Source organism: Streptomyces sp. NPDC039423, assembly GCF_055598725.1.
Genome location: NZ_JBVKAH010000001.1, coordinates 324,318 through 346,400 on the forward strand (window position 1 = coordinate 324,318; position 22,083 = coordinate 346,400).

The window sequence follows — 22,083 nt, forward strand, 5'->3', positions numbered from 1 at the left end:
TCGTGTGATCCACATCCTCACCCACCGTGACGCCGCTGTGAAATACCAACCACGCGGTTTTGCCATACCTGGTTGGTATGACTGCGGAGCCGGACAGTCCGTAAAAAGGGTGCTGGGCCGCTCAACCATGGAGCGGCCCAGCACCTGGCCTTCCCGGGGGATTAGAAGGCCGTCTCGCGCGGCTGCCGGGACCGGCAGCCGTGGCTCAAACTCGCCCGGATTCCCGGGCATGGTGGGGGAGATGACCGCCAGAACCAGTCTCTCCGGTCTGTTCTGCGCGGGCCGCTCGCATTCCTCGCGACGGCCACCAGCTCGCGGCGCCCAGCAGGGTCAGCGCCGCCGGAAGGATCATGATCCGCACGATGAAGGCGTCGAGCAGGACGGCGGCCGCCAGGACGAAGCCCATCTGCTTCATCTCCACCAGCGAGAGGAAGACGAAGCTGGCGAAGACGGTGACCATCACGACCGCCGCACTGGTCACCACGCCCGCCGAGTTGCCGATGCCCTCCAGCACGGCCCGCCGGGTGTCCAGGCCGCGCAGCGCCGCTTCCCTGATCCGGCTCACCACGAACACCTGGTAGTCCATCGACAGCCCGAAGAGGATGACGAACAGGAACAGCGGCACCCGGGCCCCGATCGCGCCGGTGGAGTGGAAGTCCAGGACGCCCTCCGCCCATTCGCCCTGGAAGACCAGGACCAGCAGGCCGAACGCGGACGCCGCCGACAGCAGGTTGAGCGCCGTGCCGAGCAGCCCGATGACCACCGAGCGGAAGGCGAACACCGTCACCCCGAAGGTCACCAGCAGCAGGAAGCCCACGATCAGCGGCAGCTTGGAGTTCTGGTGGTCCAGGTAGTCGGCGTCCCGGGCGATGTCCCCGGTGACGTACGCCTCCGCGCCGGGCACCGTGCCGACCGTCGCCGGCAGGAAGTCGTCACGGACGCGGTCCAGCGACCGGAGCGCCTGGGGCGAGCTGGGCTTGGACGGTACGGACAGGGTCAGGCTGGTGATCCGCCGGTCGGGGGAGGAGACGGGCGGCGGCACGGAGTCCCTGGCGAACATCGGGTCCGCCTGGGCCCGCCGGCGCAGCTCCTCCATCGCCCGCGTCACCTCGGCCGAGCGCTCCGCGTCGGCGCGCACCACCACCTGGTGCTGGACCAGCTTCTCGGGGAAGGCGGAGGTCAGCCGGTCGTAGGTCTGCACCGCGGGGATCTCGCGGGAGAAGGTGTCCCGGCCCAGCACGCTCAGCTTCAGGCCCAGGGCGGGCGCCGCCAGCCCCAGCATGATCAGCACCGAGACCAGCAGGGTCAGGCCGGGGCGCTGGGTCGCGGGCCGCAGCAGCGCGTTCCACGTACGGCTGGTCCCGTGGTGCGCCCGGACCCGCTTGCCCTGGGCCGCCCGGCGGGCCTCCCGGCGCTCGGCGCGGGCGCCGAGCTTGGCCAGCAGGGCGGGCAGCACCGTCAGCGAACTGGCCATGGCGACCAGGACGACGATGATGGCGCCGGTGGCGAGCGAGGAGAAGATGACGTCGGTCGCCAGGTACAGCGTCGCGGTGGAGACGATCACCGCGAAGCCCGAGACCACGATGGCCCGGCCGGCGGTGGCCGCGGCGAGCTGCACGACCGCCTCCGAGCCGAGGTGGCCGCCCGCCCGGGCCCGCTCCTCGCGGTCCCGCTTGAGGTAGAAGAGCGAGTAGTCGACGCCGACGGCCAGGCCGATCAGCAGGATGATGTTGTTGCCCACGCCGGCGTCCGGCAGGACGTGCGACGCCAGGGCGGACAGGCCCATCGCCGCCGCGATCGAGGAGAGCGCCAGCAGCACGGGCACACCGGCCGCGGTCACCGAACCGAAGGCGATCATCAGGGTGATGAGGGTGACCGGCAGGGTGAGCATCTCGGAGAAGGCGAGGTCGTCACCGCGCTGCTGGTCCAGGCCCTTGCTCATCGAGGGGCCGCCGGTCTCCCGCACCCGTACGTCCGGGTGGGCCTTCTGCACCGCCTCCGTCTGCTCCACCAGCGGGCCGACCTTCTTGCGCGCGGCGAGCTCCTCGCCCGTCATGACCACCTGGACCATGAGGACGTCGCCGCCCCGGGAGAGGACCGGCTCCTCCACCCGGTCGACCTCCGGGAGCTTCTCCATCCGCGCGGTGACGTCGGCGGCGGCCGCTCGGGCCGCCGCCCCGTCCAGGGCGCCGGAGGGCGAGTCGATGACGATCTGCTCGACCGGCCGCCGCTGGAGGCCGCCCTCGGTCGCGATCGCCTCCGCCTTTCCGGCGTTGCCGACCCGGTAGTCCTCGGTGGTGGCGCTGCGGGTGCCGACGGCGGCCGAGGCGGCCAGGCACAGCGCGACGAAGACGAACCAGCCGACGATCGCGCGCCAGGGGTGGGCCGCGCTCCAGCTCGCCACCTTGACGGTGACCGAGGGTTTCTCCACTGTCTCCAGCCCCTTACTCACGTCGTCGATCCCTTCTACGTGTAAGTCTGAGCTTACATGCGAAAGAGGGCGGGTCAACGATCGTTCTGCGCCATCTCCCGTCAGCCATACGGCAGTTGGGCGGAAGTGGGCCCGTACGGCACGGACCCCGGCCCCCGGGTCGCCGGGGCGGGGTCCGCACGCCCACCCGCGCACGGCGGGCGGGGAGGGGCCGGGCGGCCAGGGGGCCCGGCGAAGGAGCGGCAGGCCGCTCCGGGGCTTTCCGGACGTCCGCCGCCCCGGCACCGGCCCTCCCCGGCCGCGCGGTCAGGTCCGGTTCACCGCTCCCGCAGTTCGACACGCACCAGGGCCTCGGCCCGGTCGAGGGCCTCGACCACCGCCGCCCGGCTGTCCCCGACAGCCACGATGTGGCCGATCCGGCCGTACGCGTCCGTCGGAGGAGCCACCCCGTCGCCCACGGCCGCCGTGACGGTCACCCGCTCGACCCCCGGCACCGCCCGCGCCTCCGCCAGCCCCGCCACGCCCGCCAGCACCCCCCGCTCGGTGGGCAGGAGGAACTGGATGCCCGCGTGCCGCGCGACGCCGTCCGGCAACCGGGGCTCGGCCCCGCCGGCCTGGGCCACCTGGGCGGCCAGCAGGTCGACACCCGTGGCCAGCCGGTAGAGCTCGGGGATCAGCCCGCCCGCCAGCCTCGGGTTGATCTCGACCACGGCACTCCCGGCCGCCGTGCGCTTCACCTCGGTGTGGCTCGGGCCCCGGCCGAGCCCGGTCGCCGCCAGCGCGGCCGACACCGTCCCGGCCATCTCCTCCGCCGCCTCGGCGGACAGGTCCGCCGGCACCAGGTGGCGGGACTCCACGAAGTGCGGCGCGCCGGTCACGGTCTTCTCGGTGATACCGATCAGCCGGTGCTCCCCGCCGGTCCCGAACATCTCGACGCTGTACTCGGGCGCGTCCAGGTACTCCTCCACCAGCGCCCGGCCCGCCATGGCCTGCCCGCGCCCGTTGGTCGTCCGGGCCGCGATCTCACCGGCCAGCTCCGCGGCCTCCCGCCCGGAGTCGCAGCGCCGCACCCGGGTGGAACCGGAGTCGTCGACCGGCTTGACCACCACCGGCAGCCCGAGCCGCCCCGCCGCCGCGGCGGCGGCCGGCCCGTCCCCGACCACCTCGAAGCGCGGCTGCCGGATCCCGGCCCGCCGCAGCGTTTCCCGCAGCCGCCCCTTGTCCCGGCAGCCGGCTATCGCCTCGGCGCGCTCGGCCGGCAGACCGACGGCGGTGGCCAGCGCGGCCGCCGCCACCAGGTAGAACTCGCTGGTCGTCGACACCCCGGCGATCCGGCCGGGTTCGAACGCCTTGGTCACCGCCCGCACCAGCGCGTCGGTGTCGTTGGTGTCGCAGTCCACGACCGTCGCACCCGTCCCGGCCAGCCCCCCGTACCTGCCGGCGTTCCCGGTCGCCAGCACCGGTTCGTAACCGGCCTCCGCGGCGATCCGCAGCGCCAGCATGCCCGTCCCGGTGGTGTTGGACTCCACGAAGACGAACGCCGGGCGCGGCGCGTCCGGGTGGTCGCGGCGATACGACCACGTGCGCACCTCCGTGCCGCCGAGGACCTGACGGGGCACCGTGGCGACCGGCAGCCGGGCGAGGTCCTGCTCCGCCCAGTGCGCGTCGCTGTGCACGGTGTCCGCGTAGCGGTCCCCCCGGTCCGGGAAGATCCCGACCAGCGTCGAGCCCGGCGCGGACCGCGCGGCCAGGGCCCCCAGCACCCGGTACACCGACCCGGAGGTGTTGCCGGCGAACAGCTTCTCCTCCCGGGCCAGTTCCCGGGTGGCGGCGAACGCCTCGTGGTCGTTGAGCCAGTGCACCTCGTCGATCAGCGCGTGGTCCAGGTTCGGCGGGTGCAGGCTGTTGCCCAGTCCGCTCTGCAACCGCTGCGGCCGGTCCGGCTGGCCGAACAGCACACTGCCGACGCAGTCCACGCCCACCACGTACAGCTCCGGCAGCGACTCGCGCAGCACGCGCGAGGTGCCGCACAGCGAACCGCCGCTGCCCACCGCGCCGACCAGCACGTCCACCGCGTCCAGGTCGCCCAGCAGCTCCTGGGCCAGGTGCCGGTAGGCGGCCGGGTTCTGCGGGTTCTCGTACTGCCGGGGCCAGAACGCCCCCGGGTTGCGGTCCATGATCTCCCGCAGCCGGGTCAGCCGGGCCCCCTGCCAGCCGCGGTCGTCCATCGCGGACACCACGTGCACCTCGCAGCCCAGCGCCTCCAGTTTCGCCAGCGTCGTCCGGTCGATCCGCGGGTCGGTGACGATGTGCACCGGATGGCCCAGGGCGGTGCCCACCAGGGCCACCCCGAGGGCCATCGTGCCGGAGGAGCTCTCCACGATCGGGGCGCCCTCGGCCAGTGCGCCCGTCCGGCGCGCCTCGGTGATGATCTGCTTGGCCACCCTGTCCTTCATCGCGAACAGGTTGTTCATCTCGAGTTTCGCGTAGACCCGGACGTCCCGGTCGGCCCCCAGCCGCAGGCGTACCAGCGGTGTGTGGCCGATGGCCTCGATCACGTTCTGGCTCAGCATGTGCGCTCTCTCTTCCCATCCGTGCGCCGGGCCGGCGAAGCGCCGGAGTTCATCGGTCGAAGCTCAAGGTCCGGTACACCGTGACGTTGCCGACCAGTTCGGAGCACGCGCTCGCGGCGTCCACCAGCCGCTGGGGGTACGAGGGGTCGGCGGTGTCCAGCAGCACCCCCAGGCACGTCCCGCTGTGGCCGACGACCACACCCAGCCCGCCCACCTGCCGGCAGATGCCGATCATGGCGTCGAGCTTCCGCTTGGGCCGCAGCACCTGGTTCATCAGCGCGCTGCGGGTCGCCACCGCGCCCACCTCGGCCAGGTCGGCCGCCGCCACCGCCGTCGCCATCCGCTCCAGCAGCCGGGCGTACTCCGCCCGGTCCGCGGCGGAGAAGGGCTTGGGGATGCGGTTGAAGGCGATCGTGTCGATCGCGCCGCCCTCGTCGCCGCCCACCACCGTCATCGACGGCAGCGACCCCAACTGGCTGTGCAGCGCCACGCGCCGGTGGTAGAACGCCACGATGCCGGGGTACAGCACGCCGTCGGTGGGCTCGATCCGCGCCAGCAGCGACTCGATCCGCCGGGGCGGCATCGGCTCGCCCAGGGCGTTGGCGACCGCGCGGGCCGTCGCCACCAGGTCGGCCGACGAACTGGCCAGCCCCTTGCCCTCGGTCAGGGTGCTCTCCACGGTCAGCACCCCGCCCATCGGCTCCGACGACGACTCGACGATCATCCGGGCGAGGCGCAGCGCCTTGTGCTTGTGGGCCGGCCGGACCTCCAGCGCCCCGCTGCCGGGCACGCCGTGGAACGTCACCCGGGACCAGCGGGCGATGGGCAGGGTGACCAGGAAGTCACCGTTCTCCTCGGGCAGTACGCCCTGGAGCAGCTCGCCGAACGTGCCGGAAGCCGTGCTCATGCCCGTCACCGCGGCGGACGGCGCCGGAACCGGGCGCGGAACGTCCGGCCGCAGGACGGCGTCGGGGGACTTCACCACTCCCGCCGTCCCTCCGGCCCGGCGAGCAGCCGGTCCACCTCGGCGGCCGCCGCCTCGACGGCCGTACGCCGCCTCCGCCAGCGCTCCTCCAGCGCGCCGAACGCCACGTCCTGCCCCGCCAGCAGCGCCCGTACGGAGTCGGGGCCGGCCGAGCCGTCCGAGCGCTTGGCCCGCAGGCCGCCCGGCACGCTCATCGCCTCGGCCAGCAGGCCCGCCGCGTCGTCGGCCGCGTACCCCTCCGCCGCCAGCACCGCGTCGAGCAGCGCCCCGTCGGGTTCGGCGGGCGGCAGCCCGCGGGCGACGGCCCGCACGATGTAGCGTCCCGCGGCCACCTGGGCGGTCCGCCAGGGCACGCCCGCCCGCAGGGTCAGCAGGTTGGCGAGCGTGAACCCGCCCAGGTACTCGCTCTCGCACGCCTCGCGCATCCGGTCCTCGCGGAACCGCAGGTTCTCCAGCACCGCCCCGAACAACCGCAGCACCGACCCGAGCGTGTCGAACGCCCCCGGCACCCCGGCCCCCGCCTCCTTGGAGACCTCCACCGAGTTGCTGTACGGCGTGGACCGCTGCCCCGCCGAGACGGCCGCGTAGGCCGCGCCGAGGTGGGCCGTACGGGCCCGGATCCGCTCCAGCACCGGGAAGTTCTTCTTCTGCGGCATCGCCGAGGAGATGCCCGACCACTGGTCCGGCAGGTCGATGAAGCCGTACCCCGCCCCGCCCCACGTCATCAGGTCGGTGACGAACCGGCTCAGCGCGACGCCCAGCAGCGAGAACTCCGCGCACGCCTCCAGCGCCCAGTCCCGCTGCGCCACCGCCCGCAACGCGTGCGTACGGACCTCCGCGAACCCCAGCAGCGCGGCCATCCGGTCCCGGTCCCAGTCCAGTTCCTGCCCCGCCATCGCCCCGGCCCCCAGCGGCGAGGCGTCGGCCGTCCGGTACACCGACTCCAGCCGCTCCAGGGTGTGCAGCACCTGGTCGGCGAGCGCCGCGAAATAGAAACCGGGGCTGATCACCTGGGCCGGCTGCATATGGGTGTAGCCCGGCATGACCAGTCCGGCGCCGCGCCCGGCGAGCCGGTGGGCGGTGCGGCCGAACACCAGCAGCGCGTCCGCGCACTCCAGCAGGCGCGCCCGGCCCTGCATGGACTGGGCGGTGGCCTGGAGGTCGTTGCGGCTGCGGTCGACGTGCCACGCGGGCGGAACCGCGTCCAGCCGGCGCGCCACGTGGCGCTCCAGGGTGAACGCGATGTCGCTCATGCTCTCCGCGGCCTCCTCGGCGACGGCCGCGGGGGTGACCCGGTCGAGGATGTCGGCGATGGCGCCGACCTGGGCGCCGTCCAGCAGCCCGAGCCTGCGGTACTCCAGCAGCAGGACCTTCTCCACCTGGACGTACCAGGGCAGCAGGGCGTCGGTCTCGAAGCGGAGCTGCGGCTCCAGCACCTCGGCGCGCAGCAGCGCGTCGGGGCCGGAGGCTATCCGCCCGGTCAGCCCGCCGGCGTCACCGGGAGGGGCCGTCGTCAGATGGTCGTTGGGCATGCGCTTCCTCACGGGAACGAAGGGGCGGTTCGGTTCAGCGCGGCCAGCACCGCGTCTCTCGCGTCGGCCGCCCGGGTGCGCGGGAAGTGCGCTCCGCCGCCGTCCAGCCGGCGGTGCGTCACCTCGTCGGAGAGGAGCCCCCAGTCCCACGGGGCACCACCGGGCCCGTCCGGCCCGGCCGCCTCCGGCCGCCCCGCGGGCTCCCCGGGGGTGTCGTCCGCGACGACGAGCTCGATGCCCGCCCTCACCCGGTGGGCCGCCGGGTCCCGCCGGGCGGCGAGCAGGAACGCTCCGGCGTACCGTACGTCGTGCCGGTAGGCGGGGCCCAGCAGCCGGGCCCGCTCGGGCTTGAGCCCGTCGAACTCCACGTACGCGCCCTCGCTCAGCAGGGTGGCCGCGACCTCCTGGTCGCTCAGGGCACCGGCCCGGTCCATCCGCTCCCGCAGCCCGGCCGCCCAGTCCGCCCCGGCCCCGCCGAGCAGCACCCGGCGGGGCGCCGAAGGGCCTGCCTCCAGCAGCCGCGCCAGCGCCAGCGCGGGCGCCGCGCCCTCCCGCTGGCCCCACAGCGCCAGCGGCACGGCGGGCAGCCGGTCCAGTTCGCCGGCCACGCGGCGGGCCACCTCCGCGACACCGGCCAGGTCCTGCCCGCCGGGGACGAAGTCGTGGCCGGGCAGCTCGACGCCGTACACCTCGATGCCGTGCGGGGCCAGTTCGCGGGCGAGCGCCAGGAAGTTGACGGCGTTGCCGCCCGCGCCGGGGAAGCAGACGAGCCGGCCACCGGGCGCGGTCCGGCCCGGCAGGACGCCGGTCAGCGCACGGAGCAGGCCGGCCGCCGGGCCGTCCGGCGCCGCGTCCCCGCGTCCGGCGCCGGCCGCGTCCCGGCCCGCGTCGACGGCGGCCGCGAGGTCGGACAGCACCGGACGGGCCAGGATCGCGCTCAGCGAGACCAGCCGGTCCAGCTTCACCACCAGCCAGGTCGCCGCCAGCGACGTACCGCCCAGCGCGAAGAAGTCGTCGGCCCGCCCGATGCTCTGCAACGGCACGCCCAGCGCCTCCGCCCAGGCCATCGCCAGCCGCTGCTCGGTGGGCGTGACGGGTGCCGTGCTGGGCACGCCCGCGTGCCCCAGGGTGCCGGCCAGCCCCGTCAGCGCCTTGCGGTCCACCTTGCCGTTCTCGTTGACCGGCAGCGCGTCCAGCCAGTGGCAGTACGCGGGGATCATGTAGTCCGGCAGATGGCGGGCGAGCGCCGCCCGGACGGTGTCGGGGTCGTGGCGGACGGCGCCCACCAGGAAGGCCACCAGGACCCGGTGCCGGTCGCCGCCGCCGGAGGCGACGACCACCGCGTCCTTCACGTCGTCCAGGGCCAGCAGCCGGTTCTCGACCTCGCCGGTCTCCACCCGGTACCCCCGGATCCGGACCTGCTGGTCGCGCCGGCCCAGGAACTGGAGGCGGCCCCCGGGCTCCCAGCGGCCGAAGTCCCCGGTCCGGTACATCCGCTGGCCCGGCCGGAACGGGTCGGGCACGAAGGCGGCCCGGGTGCGGGCGGGATCGTTGACATAGCCGCGGCCGACGGCGACCCCGGAGAAGACGATCTCGCCGGACGAGCCCAGCGGCACCAGCCCGCCCTGCTCGTCCAGCACGTAGCCGTGCACGTTGCGCCGCATCCGGCCGAGCGTCACGGGCCCCTCGCCGGGCGCCCGGTCGATGATCTCGTGCATGGTGTCGTCGGACACCTCGGTGGCGCCGTACGCGTTGACCACCGGGATGCCCGGGTGGCGGGCGAACCACCGGTTCAGCAGCGACGGTTTGAGCTCCTCGCCCGTCACGGAGACGACGCGCAGCGCGCCCAGGTCGCGGGGGTGCCGCTCCAGGGCGGTGATCAGCGCGTCGAAGTAGGACGGCACGAACTGGGCGACGGACACCCGCGACGCGGTCAGCTCCGCCACGAAACGGTCCACGTCCAGCAGGACGGCGGTGTCGACGATGCGGGCACTGCCGCCCGTCAGCAGCGGGGCGACGAGCTGCCACAGGGAGATGTCCAGCGACTGGGCGGCGGTCTGCGCCACCACGTCACCGGGCCCCAGGCCCAGGTCCGCCACCTTCATCAGCAGGTGGTTGAGCAGCCCCGCGTGCTCGCACATCACGCCCTTGGGCGTGCCGGTGGAGCCGGAGGTGAAGTAGACGTACGCCCGGAGGCGGGGCGAGAGGGGCCGGCCCGGATCGCCGACGGCACCCGCGCCCGCGCCGTCCCCGGCGCCCGCGCCGGCCGGGGCGCACAGGGCCACCGCGTTCACCAGGAGCCGTCCGTGGCCCCCGCCGTCCGCCTCCGTACCGCCCTCCGCCCCGTCCGTACCGTCCTGCCCGCCGGCCTCGCCCCGGGCGGCGGTGCGGGCGGCGTCACCGGACCCGAGCACAAACCGGCAGTCCGCGCCGTCGAGTTGCGCCGCGATCCGGGCGGCCGGGAAGTCCGGCTGCACCGGCAGGTAGCAGCCGCCCGCCTTGAGCACGCCGATCGTGGCCGCCGCCCACTCCGGGCCGCGCTCCATGACCACGGCGACCACGTCCTCGTCCCGCAGCCCCTCCGCCAGCAGGGCGTGGGCGATCCGGTTGGCGGCGGTGTTGAGCCGCTCGTACGTCCACGACCGGTCGCCGTGCGTCACCGCGACCGCGCCGGGGGTGGCCCGCACCTGCTCCTCGAACCGCTCGGTGAACAGCCGCCCGTCGAAGGGCTCGGCCTCACCCGCCAGTCCGTAGATCTGGAAGTGCCGTTCGTCGTCCGCGAGCAGGCTCCGCTCTCCGGCCGGCGCGTCGGGGTGGGCGGCCAGCAGCCGGAGGGCCTTCGCGTGGTAGCCGGCGATCCGGGCCAGGTGCTCCTCGGTCATGACGTCCGCCCGCGACCGGGCCCGTACCGTCGTCCGGTCCTCGTGCACGGTGACGCGCACCCACAGTGGGGGAGCGTTCCCGGGGTCCGGCTCCGCCGCCCCGGAGAGGTCCAGGACCGACTCGTGCGAGGGCCCGGCGGGCGCGCCCGGCGCGAGGGCCCGGCGCATCCCCTCAGCGGCCTCCCTGACCAGTTCCTGCCAGCTCCCCCGCAGGACGCCCGTGACCCCGAGGGAGCGCGGGGCGCCCGGGTCGCCGCCGGGAGGCACGTACCCGGTGACGGGGTCCTGCTCGGAGGTCAGCGCGGCCACCACCCGGAGGTGCGCGGCCAGCAGCACCGCCTCCAGCGGGGCGGCGCACGCGGTGGCCACCTTCCGCAGCCGGACGGTCACTTCGGGCGGCAGGACGAGCTCGGCGCCCACTCCGTCCGGTGCGTCCGCCGCACCGGCGGTCCACCGAGGGACACGTACGGCCGCACCCGCCGCACCGTGCCCACGGGCGTGCTCGTCCGTCGTCCGGGCCGTTGCCGGGCAGCCCAAAGTCTTCGACACGTGATCGCCAACCTACCGGGGAAGGGACGGAGGGATGCGTGGTTCGGCATCGCTTGTACGGCCATGCTGCCGACCCGCACTGACAGCCCACTGACGCCCCTCCCCGCCCCTCCCCGCCCCGGCGGCGCCGCGGCGGCCGCCCCGCTCGCGGCCGGTGACGTCAGCGGTGGGCGAGCACGTTGACCACCCGGCCGTTGGGGTCACGGACGAAGAACCGCCGCACGCCCCACTCCTCGTCCCGCAACGGGTGAACGATCTCCGCACCTCGCGCCCGCATCACCGCGTACGCGGCGTCCACGTCGTCCACCTCGACGCTCATGTCCGGGACGACCGGCGCCGTGGCGTCCCGCGCCATGAAACTCACCTGCGCCGACGGGTCGGACGGGGACGCGAGGGTCATGATCCAGCCGTGGTTCATCACCTCCTCGAAGCCGAGCAGGCCGTAGAACTCACGGCTCTCCTGTGCGGCTTCGGAAGGAACGTTGGGCACGACGCGGCGAACGGCCATCGGTGACTCCAGACGGGAGGAACGGATCTCTGACCTTCCCAGGAGTACTACGACACGCCGTCCCATGCGGCGACTCCGGGAACCCGCCGCGACAGCGGATGAGGGCGCGGGCGGTGATGCCGGTCGTCCCCGCTCAGCCGGCCGGATGGTTCTGTGTCGCCTCGCGTGCTTCGGTGAGGGCCCGCTGCCTGAGGTTGCCGCCGAACAACCGCGTCGTGGCGGCGGCCAGGACGTCGTCCCTGCCGATGGTCCGCGCGTCCCCCCGGCGAGCGGCCGGGGCCGGGCGGGAATCCTTGAGGAACGGGACCGGGGCGACCGCGACCGAACGCCCGCCCCCGCCCTCGCGGACGACCATGGCGGCGTCCCGGGCGAGGTCCGTCAGGAACACGCTCGCGATGCCGTCCAGGTCGCGGACCATCGCCGGAACGGCCGTCGCCCCCCGACCCCGCAGCAGCCTCTTGACCCCGGCCTCGAACCTGTGGGCGCCGGCCACAGCGCTCGGTCTGCGCGACCCGCCGCGCTGACGAGAAGGCACCAGGACACCCTCGGAGTCGTACAGGACACCGGTCAGGCCGCGGAACGTCGGGCTGTGGTCGTACCACGTGTGCCCCACCTCGAGCTCGACGTTCCGGTCGAGCGCCGAGAGAAGGTCCCCGGGGATCAGCTTCCTCCGGGCCTCCGCCGCCGCGGCTCTCCTCGCGCCGTCGATGATCTCCGTCAGCACCGTCCGCGTCACCGACGCGGCGGCCCACACCGCCGACCGGGAGACGTGCATAGGGGTCACGTCCCTGAACACCGCTTTGACGAGAGAAGCCTTGAACGGCGGGACATCCATGGCCGAGGCGGTCCCGGGACCACTGCGCTCGGGGTGTGCGGGCTGTGCGGTCATCGGAAGGAAGCTCCCTGCTGTCGGAGTCGTCGGAGCCGTCGGAGTCGTCGGAGCCCCGCACTCCACCACGCGGACCCGCTCTCTTCCCTCATCCTCCGCCGAAGCGGCACCTGGTCCAAGGCCTGACGAGCTCCACTCCGACATGGATGCGACCCGGCCGGCCGGACAGCCCACGAGCCCGCCCTTGATCGGCATCAGGACGTCCGGGGCTTCGCCGTGGCGGACGGCTCTCGCCCTGACCAGCGAAAAGGCCCTCCCCAAGGGGAGGGCCCGGCGGTGCGCCCCCGGCAGGACATGAACCTGCGGCCAAGCGCTAAGAAGGCGCTTTGTGAGATCACCGACGCATGCCCTCTGACCTTGCGTTCTTCAGTTGACGACTGCGGGCGCCCGGCGCCTTCGACATGCATTTCGACCGAACCGTCCGATATCCGACCTTGGCCGGCGTTGACCCCTTCCCGAGGCTAGCCGCGGAAGTCGGTCGACCGACCAAAGCGGCGGCCAACCGGGCGTCGGACAGCGGGGCTGGGCGGCGGCGCAAGGGCGGCATGGCAGGCAGAGGGGAGTTGGACCGGGAATGCGGTTCGGCAGGGCGGCGACACCGCGCGAACCCCGATGCCAAACGACGTGCGGCCCCGATCCTGAGCGGATCGGGGCCGTGCCGTTTGCCGGGCAGTTTGAGCTCAAGTCCCGCTGCTAGTGGCAGGAGGGGCTACTGAGCGACGGTCATGGCCCATCTGACTGACGTGGGGGCCTCGACCTGAACCGAAGCCGTCTTGCGGGCCTGGGAGAGATCGATCTGGTTGTACGTGGTGCTGGGTTCTCCATCCTGGCAGTCCAGCGGGAAGGACATAGATGACTCGTATGTCACCCGCACGGTGCCTGCTCCCAAACAAGTCACCATGATGCCGAGGGGACCCTTGCGTACACCGCCCTCGAGGGCTACCTCCCGGTTCCCTACCGCATTAGCAACCTCCACCAGTGCTTTTGTGTCGGGAATCTTTGGCGGGGTGGCTACCGACCCATTCGGGGCTCGACTCGGGGAAGGTGATGCAACCGGGTTTGCAGGGGAGCTCTTCGTCGGCGCTGACGGAGCCGCTTTGTGTTCCTCTTCTGTTCCCGACAGACATCCCGTAAGGCAAAGTGCAGCGATCATCCCAAACGCAGGGACGGTGGAGCGCCTCACCAGAGAGAGGCGCCGCGCTTCTATCGCTCCCATATGTACCATCCACTGTACCAGGGAGTGTATGAGGTGACGGTGCTTTGTGTTGAGGTCTGGCAGTTGCTGTACATGACGTAGCTAAGCCCGGTGTTCTTCATTCGCCACACACCATACTTCCCGAAGGTGGTCTTCTTCGCCGGCGTGTCTACCTGGATCTCGTTTCCGATCTTGACCGAGAGCTTCTTGGACAGTTCGACCCCGAACTTTCCTTCGATCGACGCGATCATGCCGTCGACCCCCACCTTTAGCTCCCCGGAGAAGGTAGTGCCGATCTCTCCTGCCTTTTCGGACTTGAACCAGGTTCGTGCCGTCCGGCTGGTGCCGTTGTAGTTGGCTTGCTGGGCTCCTACCGGCGCGTGGAACTTGCCCCCCTTGGTCTTCGGTATGTATACATTCCGTCGATCACAGCGGGGTGCGTTAGTGCCGTCTTCCGACTTCGAGGGGGGCGGTAGTTCCGCTTCATCCTCCGGCGCCGGAAGGAATCCTTCCCCAAAGCCCTCTTCGACTGGCGGTTCCGGCTGGATCACCACATCCTCGGGAAGATTAGGTTTCACCTCCTCGGCTGACGCTGCGGACGTAATTCCAGCCATTGCCACGGCAATAGCGGTAGAGGCAATAAGGCCTCGCCCCGTGATGATGCGCACTAATATCCCCCCAATTGCAATGCGCTTGTCGCAATCCCCGGCCGGGTCATCGCTTGGTCAACAGTGAACCTACCGCACATCTTCGATTACGCAACGCGGTTAACCGAAGCTCTGAGGGAGATTTGAGGGTGCGCCACGAGACTTCGACCGAACCGGACAATTCGATCTGCCGCTTGTCTCTTTCAGCCAAGTTGAGTGGCGGAAATTCTCTGGTGATCGGAGGGATTTGTTGAATCGGGGATCATTGGGAGTGGCATGTTCGCCGTGGTATGCCCGACTTGGCCCGCCGCGCCCTTAGCCGACGAGCACTCATGCGGACTTCAGTCTTCACTGGTTGCAGCCGGCGCTTACGCCGAGGGCGGCAGGCAGCTGCACCGGCGAGTTGCGCCGCAACGGCCGTAGTTCCTGCTGCGCCAGCGTTGGCCGGTTTCGCGCCCATGGCCTGCAATACAGACCGGTGATCCAGCACAGATGATTGACCCGGTGGCCGTATAAGAGTCCCGGAATCATGGCTCCGGGGGCCTTTGTCCGGTGGTCGGCCCTTTGAGGACAGGGACGTCGGTCGGCGGGGTGGGGGCACGCCTCAACGTCGTCATGAAGCACGCGGTCCGGCGGCGCATCCTGCGGGGTAACCCCCTTCCCAAGGGCAAGGAGTCGACGGCTGCCACGAAGACCTCGAACGCCGTGGACAAGCGGTCCTTGCTGAACCCTGGGCAGGCGGCGGCGATCCTCGACTGGATACGGCGCCGACCGCGCGGTGGCAGCGGCTCCACGCCTTCTTCGCCACGCTGTACTACTGCGGCCCGCGGCCCGAGGAAGCCGCAGCCATGCGGGAGGGGGAGGACGTCATGCTGGCCGAGCCCGACGCCGAGGGTCAGTGGTGCGAGCTGCTAATGCACACAGCGGCCCCGGAGGTTGGGAAGCAGTGGACCTGCGCGGGGAGATTTGTGAGCGATGCGACGTGAAGGGGTGTGCGGAGAGGGAGACCTCGAGTGTGCCGGGGCATCCCACTCTCACGCGCATACTGCGGCAGCACAACAGGACGAACAGCTCCGGCCGGGTGACCTGCTCTGCCAGGGGGGCGGCATCCTCGCCGGTTCCGTCATCCGCCGGTGTGGCGCAGTGCCCGTAGGGCGGTTCTCGTCCCGCACGTCTTCGAGTCGCCGACCGGGCGGCGCGTGTACGAACAACCGGCACACGCGCCTGACCAAGTGGCTCAACGACGGGATCCCGCCCGCCCAGGTGGCGGAGTGGGCCGGAAACAGCGTGGCCGTGCTCCTCGCCACGTACGCCCGGTGCGTCGACGGGCAGCTGCCGGATCTGAAGCGGCGGCTCGAAGTCGCGGGGGACCTGCCCGAGGCACCCGGCGTCGGCTGATTCTCCGGCCGGGAACTTCGACACGTATTCGACACGGCCACCCGCGATAACCCGGTGACAGCCGGACAGCCCCGGAGTCCGCTCTTGATCGTCGAGAGGGCTTCCGGGGCGGACGTGTGGTGAGCCTCACCCCTTTTGACCAGCGAAAAGGCCCTCCCCAAGGGGAGGGCCCGGTAGTGCGCCCCCGGCAGGACTCGAACCTGCGGCCAAGCGCTTAGAAGGCGCCTGCTCTATCCACTGAGCTACGGGGGCCGGTGGTGGCCTTGTGGCCTGGAGCCCCTGCTGGGTGGTCCGTGACCTTGCCGGGGACAAGGATAGGGCTCCGATCGCCTTGACCCGGTCGCTTCGCCTGCGTGGCACGATGTGGAGGTTCGGTGAAGCGAACCGATAATCGCAGGCAGGTGCGATTCCCGCAGCGCTTTTGGCGCCTGGGAGCCCGGGTGTTGTGTACTCGTTATGCCTGCGTCCCACTCATCCCCTCTGTCCCTTGTGTCCGATCGGCGCGCAGGGGGCGCCATACGCTTCAAAACGGTCACGAAATTGGGCATTCTTCGCATGTGGTGACCATGGACGTACGGCCTCAGCTCATCGACGCACTCTCCGCCCTGCGCGACCGTGTCGCCGCCGTGCGTCTTCCACTTCCCCTCCCGGGGGCGCCACGGGCGCGGCAGACCCGGGCGGAGCTGCTCGCCCAGCTCGACGACTACCTGGTACCCCGCCTCAAGGAACCCGAGGCCCCGCTGCTCGCCGTCATCGGCGGATCCACCGGGGCCGGCAAGTCGACGCTCGTCAACTCCCTCGTGGGGCGCCGGGTCAGCGAGGCCGGGGTGCTCCGGCCCACCACCCGTACGCCCGTCCTCGTCTGCCACCCCGACGACCACCACTGGTTCTCCGGCATGCGGGTGCTCCCGCAGCTCACCCGGGTCCGGGCGGCCCCCGAGGACCCGGACGACGACACCGACCCCGACGGCGCCGGGGACCGGGCCCTGCGGGTCGAGACCGCCGAGACCGTGCCGCGCGGGCTCGCCCTCCTCGACGCGCCCGACATCGACTCCCTGGTCGTCCGGAGCCGCGAGCTGGCCGCCGAACTCATCTGCGCCGCCGACGTATGGGTGATGGTGACCACCGCCTCCCGCTACGCCGACGCCGTCCCCTGGCACCTGCTGCGCACCGCCAAGGAGTACGACGCCACCCTCGTCACCGTCCTCGACCGGGTGCCCCACCAGGTCATCAACGAGGTGTCACGGCAGTACGAGGCGCTCCTGGTCCGCGCCGGGCTGGGCGAGGTCCCCCGCTTCACCATCCCCGAGCTGCCCGAATCGGCCGGCGGCGGCAGCGGGCTGCTGCCCGACACCGCCGTCGCGCCGCTGCGCGCCTGGCTCGCCCACCGCGCCCAGGACCCCGCCGCCCGGCAGCAGACCGTGGGCCGCACCGCCGGCGGGGTGATCGACTCGCTGAACGCCCGGATGCCGGAGCTGGCCGGCGCCGTCGCCGCCCAGTACGCCGCCGCCGTCCGCCTCACCGGCGCCGTCCAGTCCGCCTACGAGCAGGAGGGCGAACGGGTCCGCCGCGAACTGCGCCGCGGAGCCGTCCTCGCCGGCGACGCCCGCACCCGCTGGCGCGGCTACCCCCGCGACTGCTCGGCCACCGAACTGCTCGACTCCCTGGCCGAGTCCCTCACCGCCCTGCTCCAGTGCGCCGTCGCCGCCGCCGACGAGCACGTACGGGAGTCCTGGCGGCGGGAACCGGCCGCCCGGGCCCTGGACGACGGGACCGGCGCGCCCCCCGGGCCCGACCGGGAGACCGGCGAACGGATCGGGATGGCCGTACGGCGGTGGCGGCGCGTGCTGGAGGAGTTGGCGGAGGACGAGGTCCGGCGCATGGACCGGGCCTCCGCCCCCGATCCCGAGACGGCCGCCGCCCTCCTCGGCGCCGCCCTCCTCGGCGGCCGCCGGGCCCGGGGCGCGGGCGAACGGCTCGCCGAACTGCTCGGTGCCCAGGGGGCGCTGCGGCTGCGCGACCGGGGCGGCGAACTGGTCACCACGTACCTCGACCGCGTCCTGCACGAGGAACGGACCCGGCGGCTCGCGCCCCTCCGCGCCCTCGACGTCACCCCCGAGCCCCAGGCCGAACTCATCGCCGCACTGTCGCGACTGCAGAAGGAGAGGTGACGGCGGTGAGCGCCGTTGACGAACGCTGGGACGACGGGCTGATCGCCCGCCGTGTACAGGAACTGGCCCCCGGGGAGGAAGGACCGCCGGCCGACGAGCCGCACGTCCCGATCGGCGAGGCCTACGACGGGACCCTCCGGACCCGGCTGGACGCCCTGCGGGAACTGGTGGGCCTGTCCAGGACCCGGCTGGACGGCGACACCCTCGCCGAGGCCGGACGGGTGCTCGACGAGGCCGCCGCCCGCCAGCGGCTGTCCTCCCGGCACACCGTCGTCGCGATCGCCGGGCCCACCGGGAGCGGCAAGTCCGCCCTGATCAACGCCCTGGCCGGCGTACCGGTCTCGGAGACCGGACTCCGCCGGCCCACCACCGCCAACCCCATCGCCTGCACCTGGTCCGAGGGGGCGGCCGGGCTCCTGGACCGGCTCGCCATCCCCGGCCGGCTGCGCCGCCGGCCGCTGGCGGGCGGGGTCGGCGACGAGGCGTTGCAGGGCCTGGTCCTGGTCGACCTGCCCGACCACGACTCGGCGGTCACCGCGCACCGCGCCCAGGTGGACCGGGTGCTGGCCCTGGTGGACGCGGTGATCTGGGTGGTCGACCCGGAGAAGTACGCGGACGCCGCCCTGCACGAGCGGTACCTGCGCCCGCTCGCCGGGCACGCCGAGGTGACCTTCGTCGTCCTCAACCAGATCGACCGGCTGCCCGGCGACGCCGCCCACCAGGTGCTGGACGACCTGCGGCGGCTGCTCGACGAGGACGGCATGGCCCTCGGCGAGCACGGGGAGCCGGGGGCCACGGTCCTCGCGGTGTCCGCGCTCACCGGCGAGGGCGTGGGCGAACTGCGCGAACTGCTCGGCGCGTTCGTCCAGTGCCGCGGCGCCGCCGAACGCCGGCTGTCGGCGGACGTGGACGCGGCCGCGGCCCGGCTGCGCCCGGTGTACCTGGCGGACGGGCACCCCGGGCTCGGCGAGCGGTCCCGGGAGGACTTCGGCGCCCGGCTGGCGGTCGCCGTCGGCGCCCGGGCGGCCGGGGAGGCGGCCGAGCGCGAGTGGCGGCGCAACGCGGGACGGGCCTGCGGCACGCCGTGGCTGCGGCTGTGGCGCTGGTACGAGCGGCTGCGCGCCAGGGGTGCCGCCGCGCCGGAGGAGGGTGCCGAGGCGGAGGCGACCGCGGCGGAGGACGAGCTGACGGCGCGCCAGCGCGTCGAGCAGGCGGTGCGGATCGTGGCGGAGGAGGCCGCGCGCGGGCTGCCGGTGCCGTGGGCGCAGGCGGTGCGCGAGGCGGCGGTGCGCGGTGCGCGGGGGCTGCCGGAGGCGCTGGACGAGCTGGTGGTGCCGGTGTCGGCGCCCCCGGCGGGCGGGCGGCCGCCCCGGCCCGCGTGGTGGCCGGCCGCGGTGCTGGCCCAGGCGGCGATGACGCTGCTCCAGTTCTACGGCGCCCTGTGGCTGGTGGGCCAGATCATCGGGGTGCTGGAACCCGGGCTGGTCCCGCCGGCCCTGATCATGCTGGCCGGCATCCTCGGCGGGCCCCTGGTCGAGTGGGCCTGCGCGGCGGCGGCCCGGGGGCCCGCCCGGCGGTACGGGCAGGACACCGAGCGCCGGCTGCGGGAGGCGGCCGCCGGGTGCGGGCGGGCGATGGTCCTCGACCCGGTCGCCGCGGAGCTGCTGCGGTACCGGGAGGTGCGGGAACGGTACGCCCATGTGTCGCGCGGTGGCGGCGAGGGCGGCGGGCCGGGCGCGGGGGTGGCGGTGGGCGCGCGGACCGGGGCGGGGCGGGCGGGTCACGTGGGTCCGCGGAGGGCGTGAGGCGCTCGTGGTGACGGCGGGGCGGCCGGTTGGGCGTCCCCCGTGCGGGTGGTGCGGTTGTGCACCTGCGGGGGTTCGTCCACAGGGCCGGGCGGGTTCGCGGCGGGCGGGCCAGCATGGGCGCAGTCAGCAGGACGACCGCGAGGGGTGGGTGTCATGAACGACACGATGGTGACGCTGGTGGGCAACGTGGCGACGAGCGTCGACTACCGGGAGACGGTGACCGGAGGCGTGGCGAAGTTCCGGTTCGCCGCGACCGGGCGGCGCTGGGACCGGGAGAAGGCGGTCTGGGTGGACGGGCCCACGAGTTTCTACACGGTGAGCGCGTGGCGGGCGCTGGGTGCCAATCTGGCCGCGTCGGTGTCGGTGGGCGACCCGCTGGTGATCCAGGGGCGGCTGCGGGTGCGGGAGGAGGACCGGGACGGCCAGCGCCGGACGTTCGTGGACGTCGACGCGTGGGCGGCGGGGCACGACCTGGCGCGCGGCACGTCCGCGTTCCGCCGGGCGGCGCGCGGGGAGCCCCGGCCCGCGGACCGTGCCGCCGGCCGGCCGGCGGTCGGGGACGGGGTGCCGGACACGGTCGCGGGCGTCGTGCCGGACGCGGCCGGGGGCGGGGGAGGGGGTGGCGCGGCGGACCGGCCGGTGGAACTGGTGTCGTGACGGTGCGTCAGGGCCGGACCACCGAGCGGTGCGTGATGTGGAGATTCGGCGAGCACGGACCCCGTGGTTCGGTGTTCGCGATAACGATTCCGATTCGGAATGGTTGTCTGACGGTATGACAGGGGACTGTGCTGGGTCGCCTCTCTAGGATTCCCGGGTACTCACGGGGCACTTGAGTCGGCTGGCGAGGCACTCCCCCCACGCGCCACGCGCGCAAAGGTCTCGCCCGGAGGGGAAGTCTGTGTTTGCTGCGTTTTCTGTACGGAGGCGGAGGGGGCGCGCCGCCCGCCTCCTCGCCGCGGTCGTGACCTCCGGTCTGGTCGCCGGGGGAGTCATAGCCGGGGCGTCCGCCGCCGCGGCCGACGAGGCGCCACGGCACCGGGGCGGAGCCGCCGCCACCCTCAACGGGCTGACCACCTTCGACCAGGCGGTGCTCCGCGTCGACGGCGAGAGGCAGCAGATCCCGGCCGGCCTGTTCGAGATGACCGTCGACGGCGGCGGCACCCTCAAGACCTACTGCGTGGACCTCCACAACCCCACCCAGGAGAAGGCCCGCTATCTGGAGACCTCCTGGGACCAGACCTCCCTCGGCGCCAACAGGGACGCGGGCCGGATCCGGTGGATCCTCCAGCACTCCTACCCCCAGGTCGACGACCTGGTGGGGCTGGCCTCCGACGCCGGCACCGGGCCGCTGACCGCCGCCACCGCCGCCGCCGGCACCCAGGTCGCCATCTGGCGGTACTCCGACAACGCCCAGGTGCAGGCCCTCGACCCGGCGGCCGAGAAGCTCGCCGACTGGCTGGAGAAGGAGGCCGGGACGGCCGCCGAACCGCGCGCGTCGCTCAGCCTGGAGCCGGGTGCCGTGTCGGGCCCGGCCGGCACCCGGATCGGCCCCGTGACCGTCCGCACCGACGCGGGCCGGGTCTCGGTGGCCCCGCCGGCCGACGCGGCCGCCAGCGGCATCAGGATCACCGACGCCAAGGGCAGGCCGGTGGTGTCGGCGGCCGACGGCAGCCGGCTCTACTTCGACGTGCCCGCCAAGGCCGCCGACGGCTCCGCCGCGCTGACCGTGCAGGCCACCACGTCCGTGCCGGTCGGCCGCGCCTTCACCGGCGTCACCAAGAGCCAGACGCAGATCCTGGCCGGCTCCAGCGAGTCGACCGTCTCCGCCACCGCCACCGCCACCTGGGCGACCGCGGGCGCCATCCCGGCGCTGACGGCCGAGAAGAACTGCGCCGAGGGCACCGTGGACGTCACCGTCGCCAACAAGGGCGACGCGGCCTTCGGCTTCGAACTCATGGGCGTGACGTACACGGTCGGGGCCGGCGGGACGCGCACGGTGAGCGTCCCGGTCGCCGAGGACCGGACGTACGAGTTCACGATCACCGGGCCGGGCGGCCTCCACCGCACCTTCACCGGCGTCCTCGACTGCCGCACCACCGGCTCGGCCGCCGTCACCATGGCCGGCCCGCAGGGGCCCAGCCCCCTCTCCGCCGGCGGCACCTCGGCCGGTCCGGGCACCCCGGTGGACGGCCCCGACCTGGCCGAGACCGGAGCCTCCGGCGCCACCCCGATGATCGCGGGCATCGCCCTGACGATGGTCGTCATCGGCGGGGCCGCGGTCTTCCTCCTCCGCAAGAAGCGGACCCCCGGCGCCGACGACTGACCCGGACGACCCGCTCCGGCCCGGCCCGGCACACCCCCGGCGGGCCGGGCGGCGTCCACCCCGCCCGGAGCGGGCCCGCGCCGCCACGCGGCGTGCCCGAGCCGCCACCCGCCCCGCCGGAGGGCGTCCGGGAAGCGGGCCCGACGCCATACGGGTTTCCTTCGCGGGGTGGACGTCAGGCAAGATGGGGTG

Annotated in this window: 13 protein-coding genes and 1 tRNA gene; 5 read left to right on the forward strand and 9 right to left on the reverse strand. The window is 73.3% G+C overall.

Annotated features, from left to right (window positions below; genetic code table 11):
- Positions 1 to 205 precede the first annotated feature (205 nt).
- From ACZ7LK_RS01420 to ACZ7LK_RS01455, 8 genes are all read right to left on the reverse strand, one after another.
- Complete coding sequence (locus ACZ7LK_RS01420) at positions 206 to 2,452, reverse strand: MMPL family transporter (RefSeq protein WP_469464577.1); 2,247 nt, start codon at positions 2,450 to 2,452, stop codon at positions 206 to 208.
- Positions 2,453 to 2,748: 296 nt separating this feature from the next.
- Positions 2,749 to 5,004 (reverse strand): pyridoxal-phosphate dependent enzyme, encoded by a 2,256-nt coding sequence (locus ACZ7LK_RS01425; protein WP_471137858.1) that lies wholly within the window; start codon positions 5,002 to 5,004, stop codon positions 2,749 to 2,751.
- Between the two features lie 49 nt (positions 5,005 to 5,053).
- Positions 5,054 to 5,911, reverse strand: coding sequence for a GHMP family kinase ATP-binding protein (locus ACZ7LK_RS01430; protein WP_392274700.1), 858 nt, complete (start codon positions 5,909 to 5,911; stop codon positions 5,054 to 5,056).
- 71 nt (positions 5,912 to 5,982) lie between these two features.
- Positions 5,983 to 7,521: a lyase family protein gene (locus ACZ7LK_RS01435; RefSeq protein WP_469464579.1), complete on the reverse strand. Its 1,539-nt coding sequence runs from the start codon at positions 7,519 to 7,521 to the stop codon at positions 5,983 to 5,985.
- 8 nt (positions 7,522 to 7,529) lie between these two features.
- A complete protein-coding gene (locus ACZ7LK_RS01440) occupies positions 7,530 to 10,952 on the reverse strand; it encodes a non-ribosomal peptide synthetase family protein (protein WP_471137861.1) in 3,423 nt (1,140 codons plus the stop codon).
- Positions 10,953 to 11,112: 160 nt separating this feature from the next.
- Complete coding sequence (locus ACZ7LK_RS01445) at positions 11,113 to 11,460, reverse strand: VOC family protein (protein ID WP_392274703.1); 348 nt, start codon at positions 11,458 to 11,460, stop codon at positions 11,113 to 11,115.
- 133 nt (positions 11,461 to 11,593) lie between these two features.
- Positions 11,594 to 12,349, reverse strand: a complete 756-nt coding sequence (locus ACZ7LK_RS01450; protein ID WP_471137864.1) for a hypothetical protein — start codon at positions 12,347 to 12,349, stop codon at positions 11,594 to 11,596.
- A gap of 1,203 nt (positions 12,350 to 13,552) precedes the next feature.
- Positions 13,553 to 14,212, reverse strand: coding sequence for a hypothetical protein (locus ACZ7LK_RS01455; RefSeq protein WP_471137866.1), 660 nt, complete (start codon positions 14,210 to 14,212; stop codon positions 13,553 to 13,555).
- A gap of 1,266 nt (positions 14,213 to 15,478) precedes the next feature.
- On the opposite strand from ACZ7LK_RS01455, the gene ACZ7LK_RS01460 reads away from it, so the two are divergent.
- The gene (locus tag ACZ7LK_RS01460) at positions 15,479 to 15,589 is read left to right on the forward strand and encodes an integrase (protein WP_471137868.1); all 111 of its coding nucleotides are present in this window, start codon (positions 15,479 to 15,481) and stop codon (positions 15,587 to 15,589) included.
- Between the two features lie 179 nt (positions 15,590 to 15,768).
- Here ACZ7LK_RS01460 and ACZ7LK_RS01465 read toward each other — a convergent pair.
- Positions 15,769 to 15,841, reverse strand: a tRNA-Arg gene (locus tag ACZ7LK_RS01465).
- A gap of 314 nt (positions 15,842 to 16,155) precedes the next feature.
- Here ACZ7LK_RS01465 and ACZ7LK_RS01470 point away from each other — a divergent pair.
- The 4 genes from ACZ7LK_RS01470 to ACZ7LK_RS01485 all read left to right on the forward strand — a co-directional run bounded on the left by ACZ7LK_RS01470 (position 16,156) and on the right by ACZ7LK_RS01485 (position 21,891).
- Positions 16,156 to 17,760, forward strand: coding sequence for a dynamin family protein (locus ACZ7LK_RS01470; protein ID WP_392274724.1), 1,605 nt, complete (start codon positions 16,156 to 16,158; stop codon positions 17,758 to 17,760).
- Positions 17,757 to 19,565, forward strand: coding sequence for a GTPase (locus ACZ7LK_RS01475; protein ID WP_392274725.1), 1,809 nt, complete (start codon positions 17,757 to 17,759; stop codon positions 19,563 to 19,565). Before ACZ7LK_RS01470 ends, ACZ7LK_RS01475 begins: the two co-directional genes overlap by 4 nt.
- A 156-nt stretch (positions 19,566 to 19,721) precedes the next feature.
- Positions 19,722 to 20,225 (forward strand): single-stranded DNA-binding protein, encoded by a 504-nt coding sequence (locus tag ACZ7LK_RS01480; RefSeq protein WP_471137870.1) that lies wholly within the window; start codon positions 19,722 to 19,724, stop codon positions 20,223 to 20,225.
- Positions 20,226 to 20,466: 241 nt separating this feature from the next.
- Positions 20,467 to 21,891, forward strand: coding sequence for a Cys-Gln thioester bond-forming surface protein (locus ACZ7LK_RS01485; RefSeq protein ID WP_471137872.1), 1,425 nt, complete (start codon positions 20,467 to 20,469; stop codon positions 21,889 to 21,891).
- Positions 21,892 to 22,083: the final 192 nt, after the last annotated feature.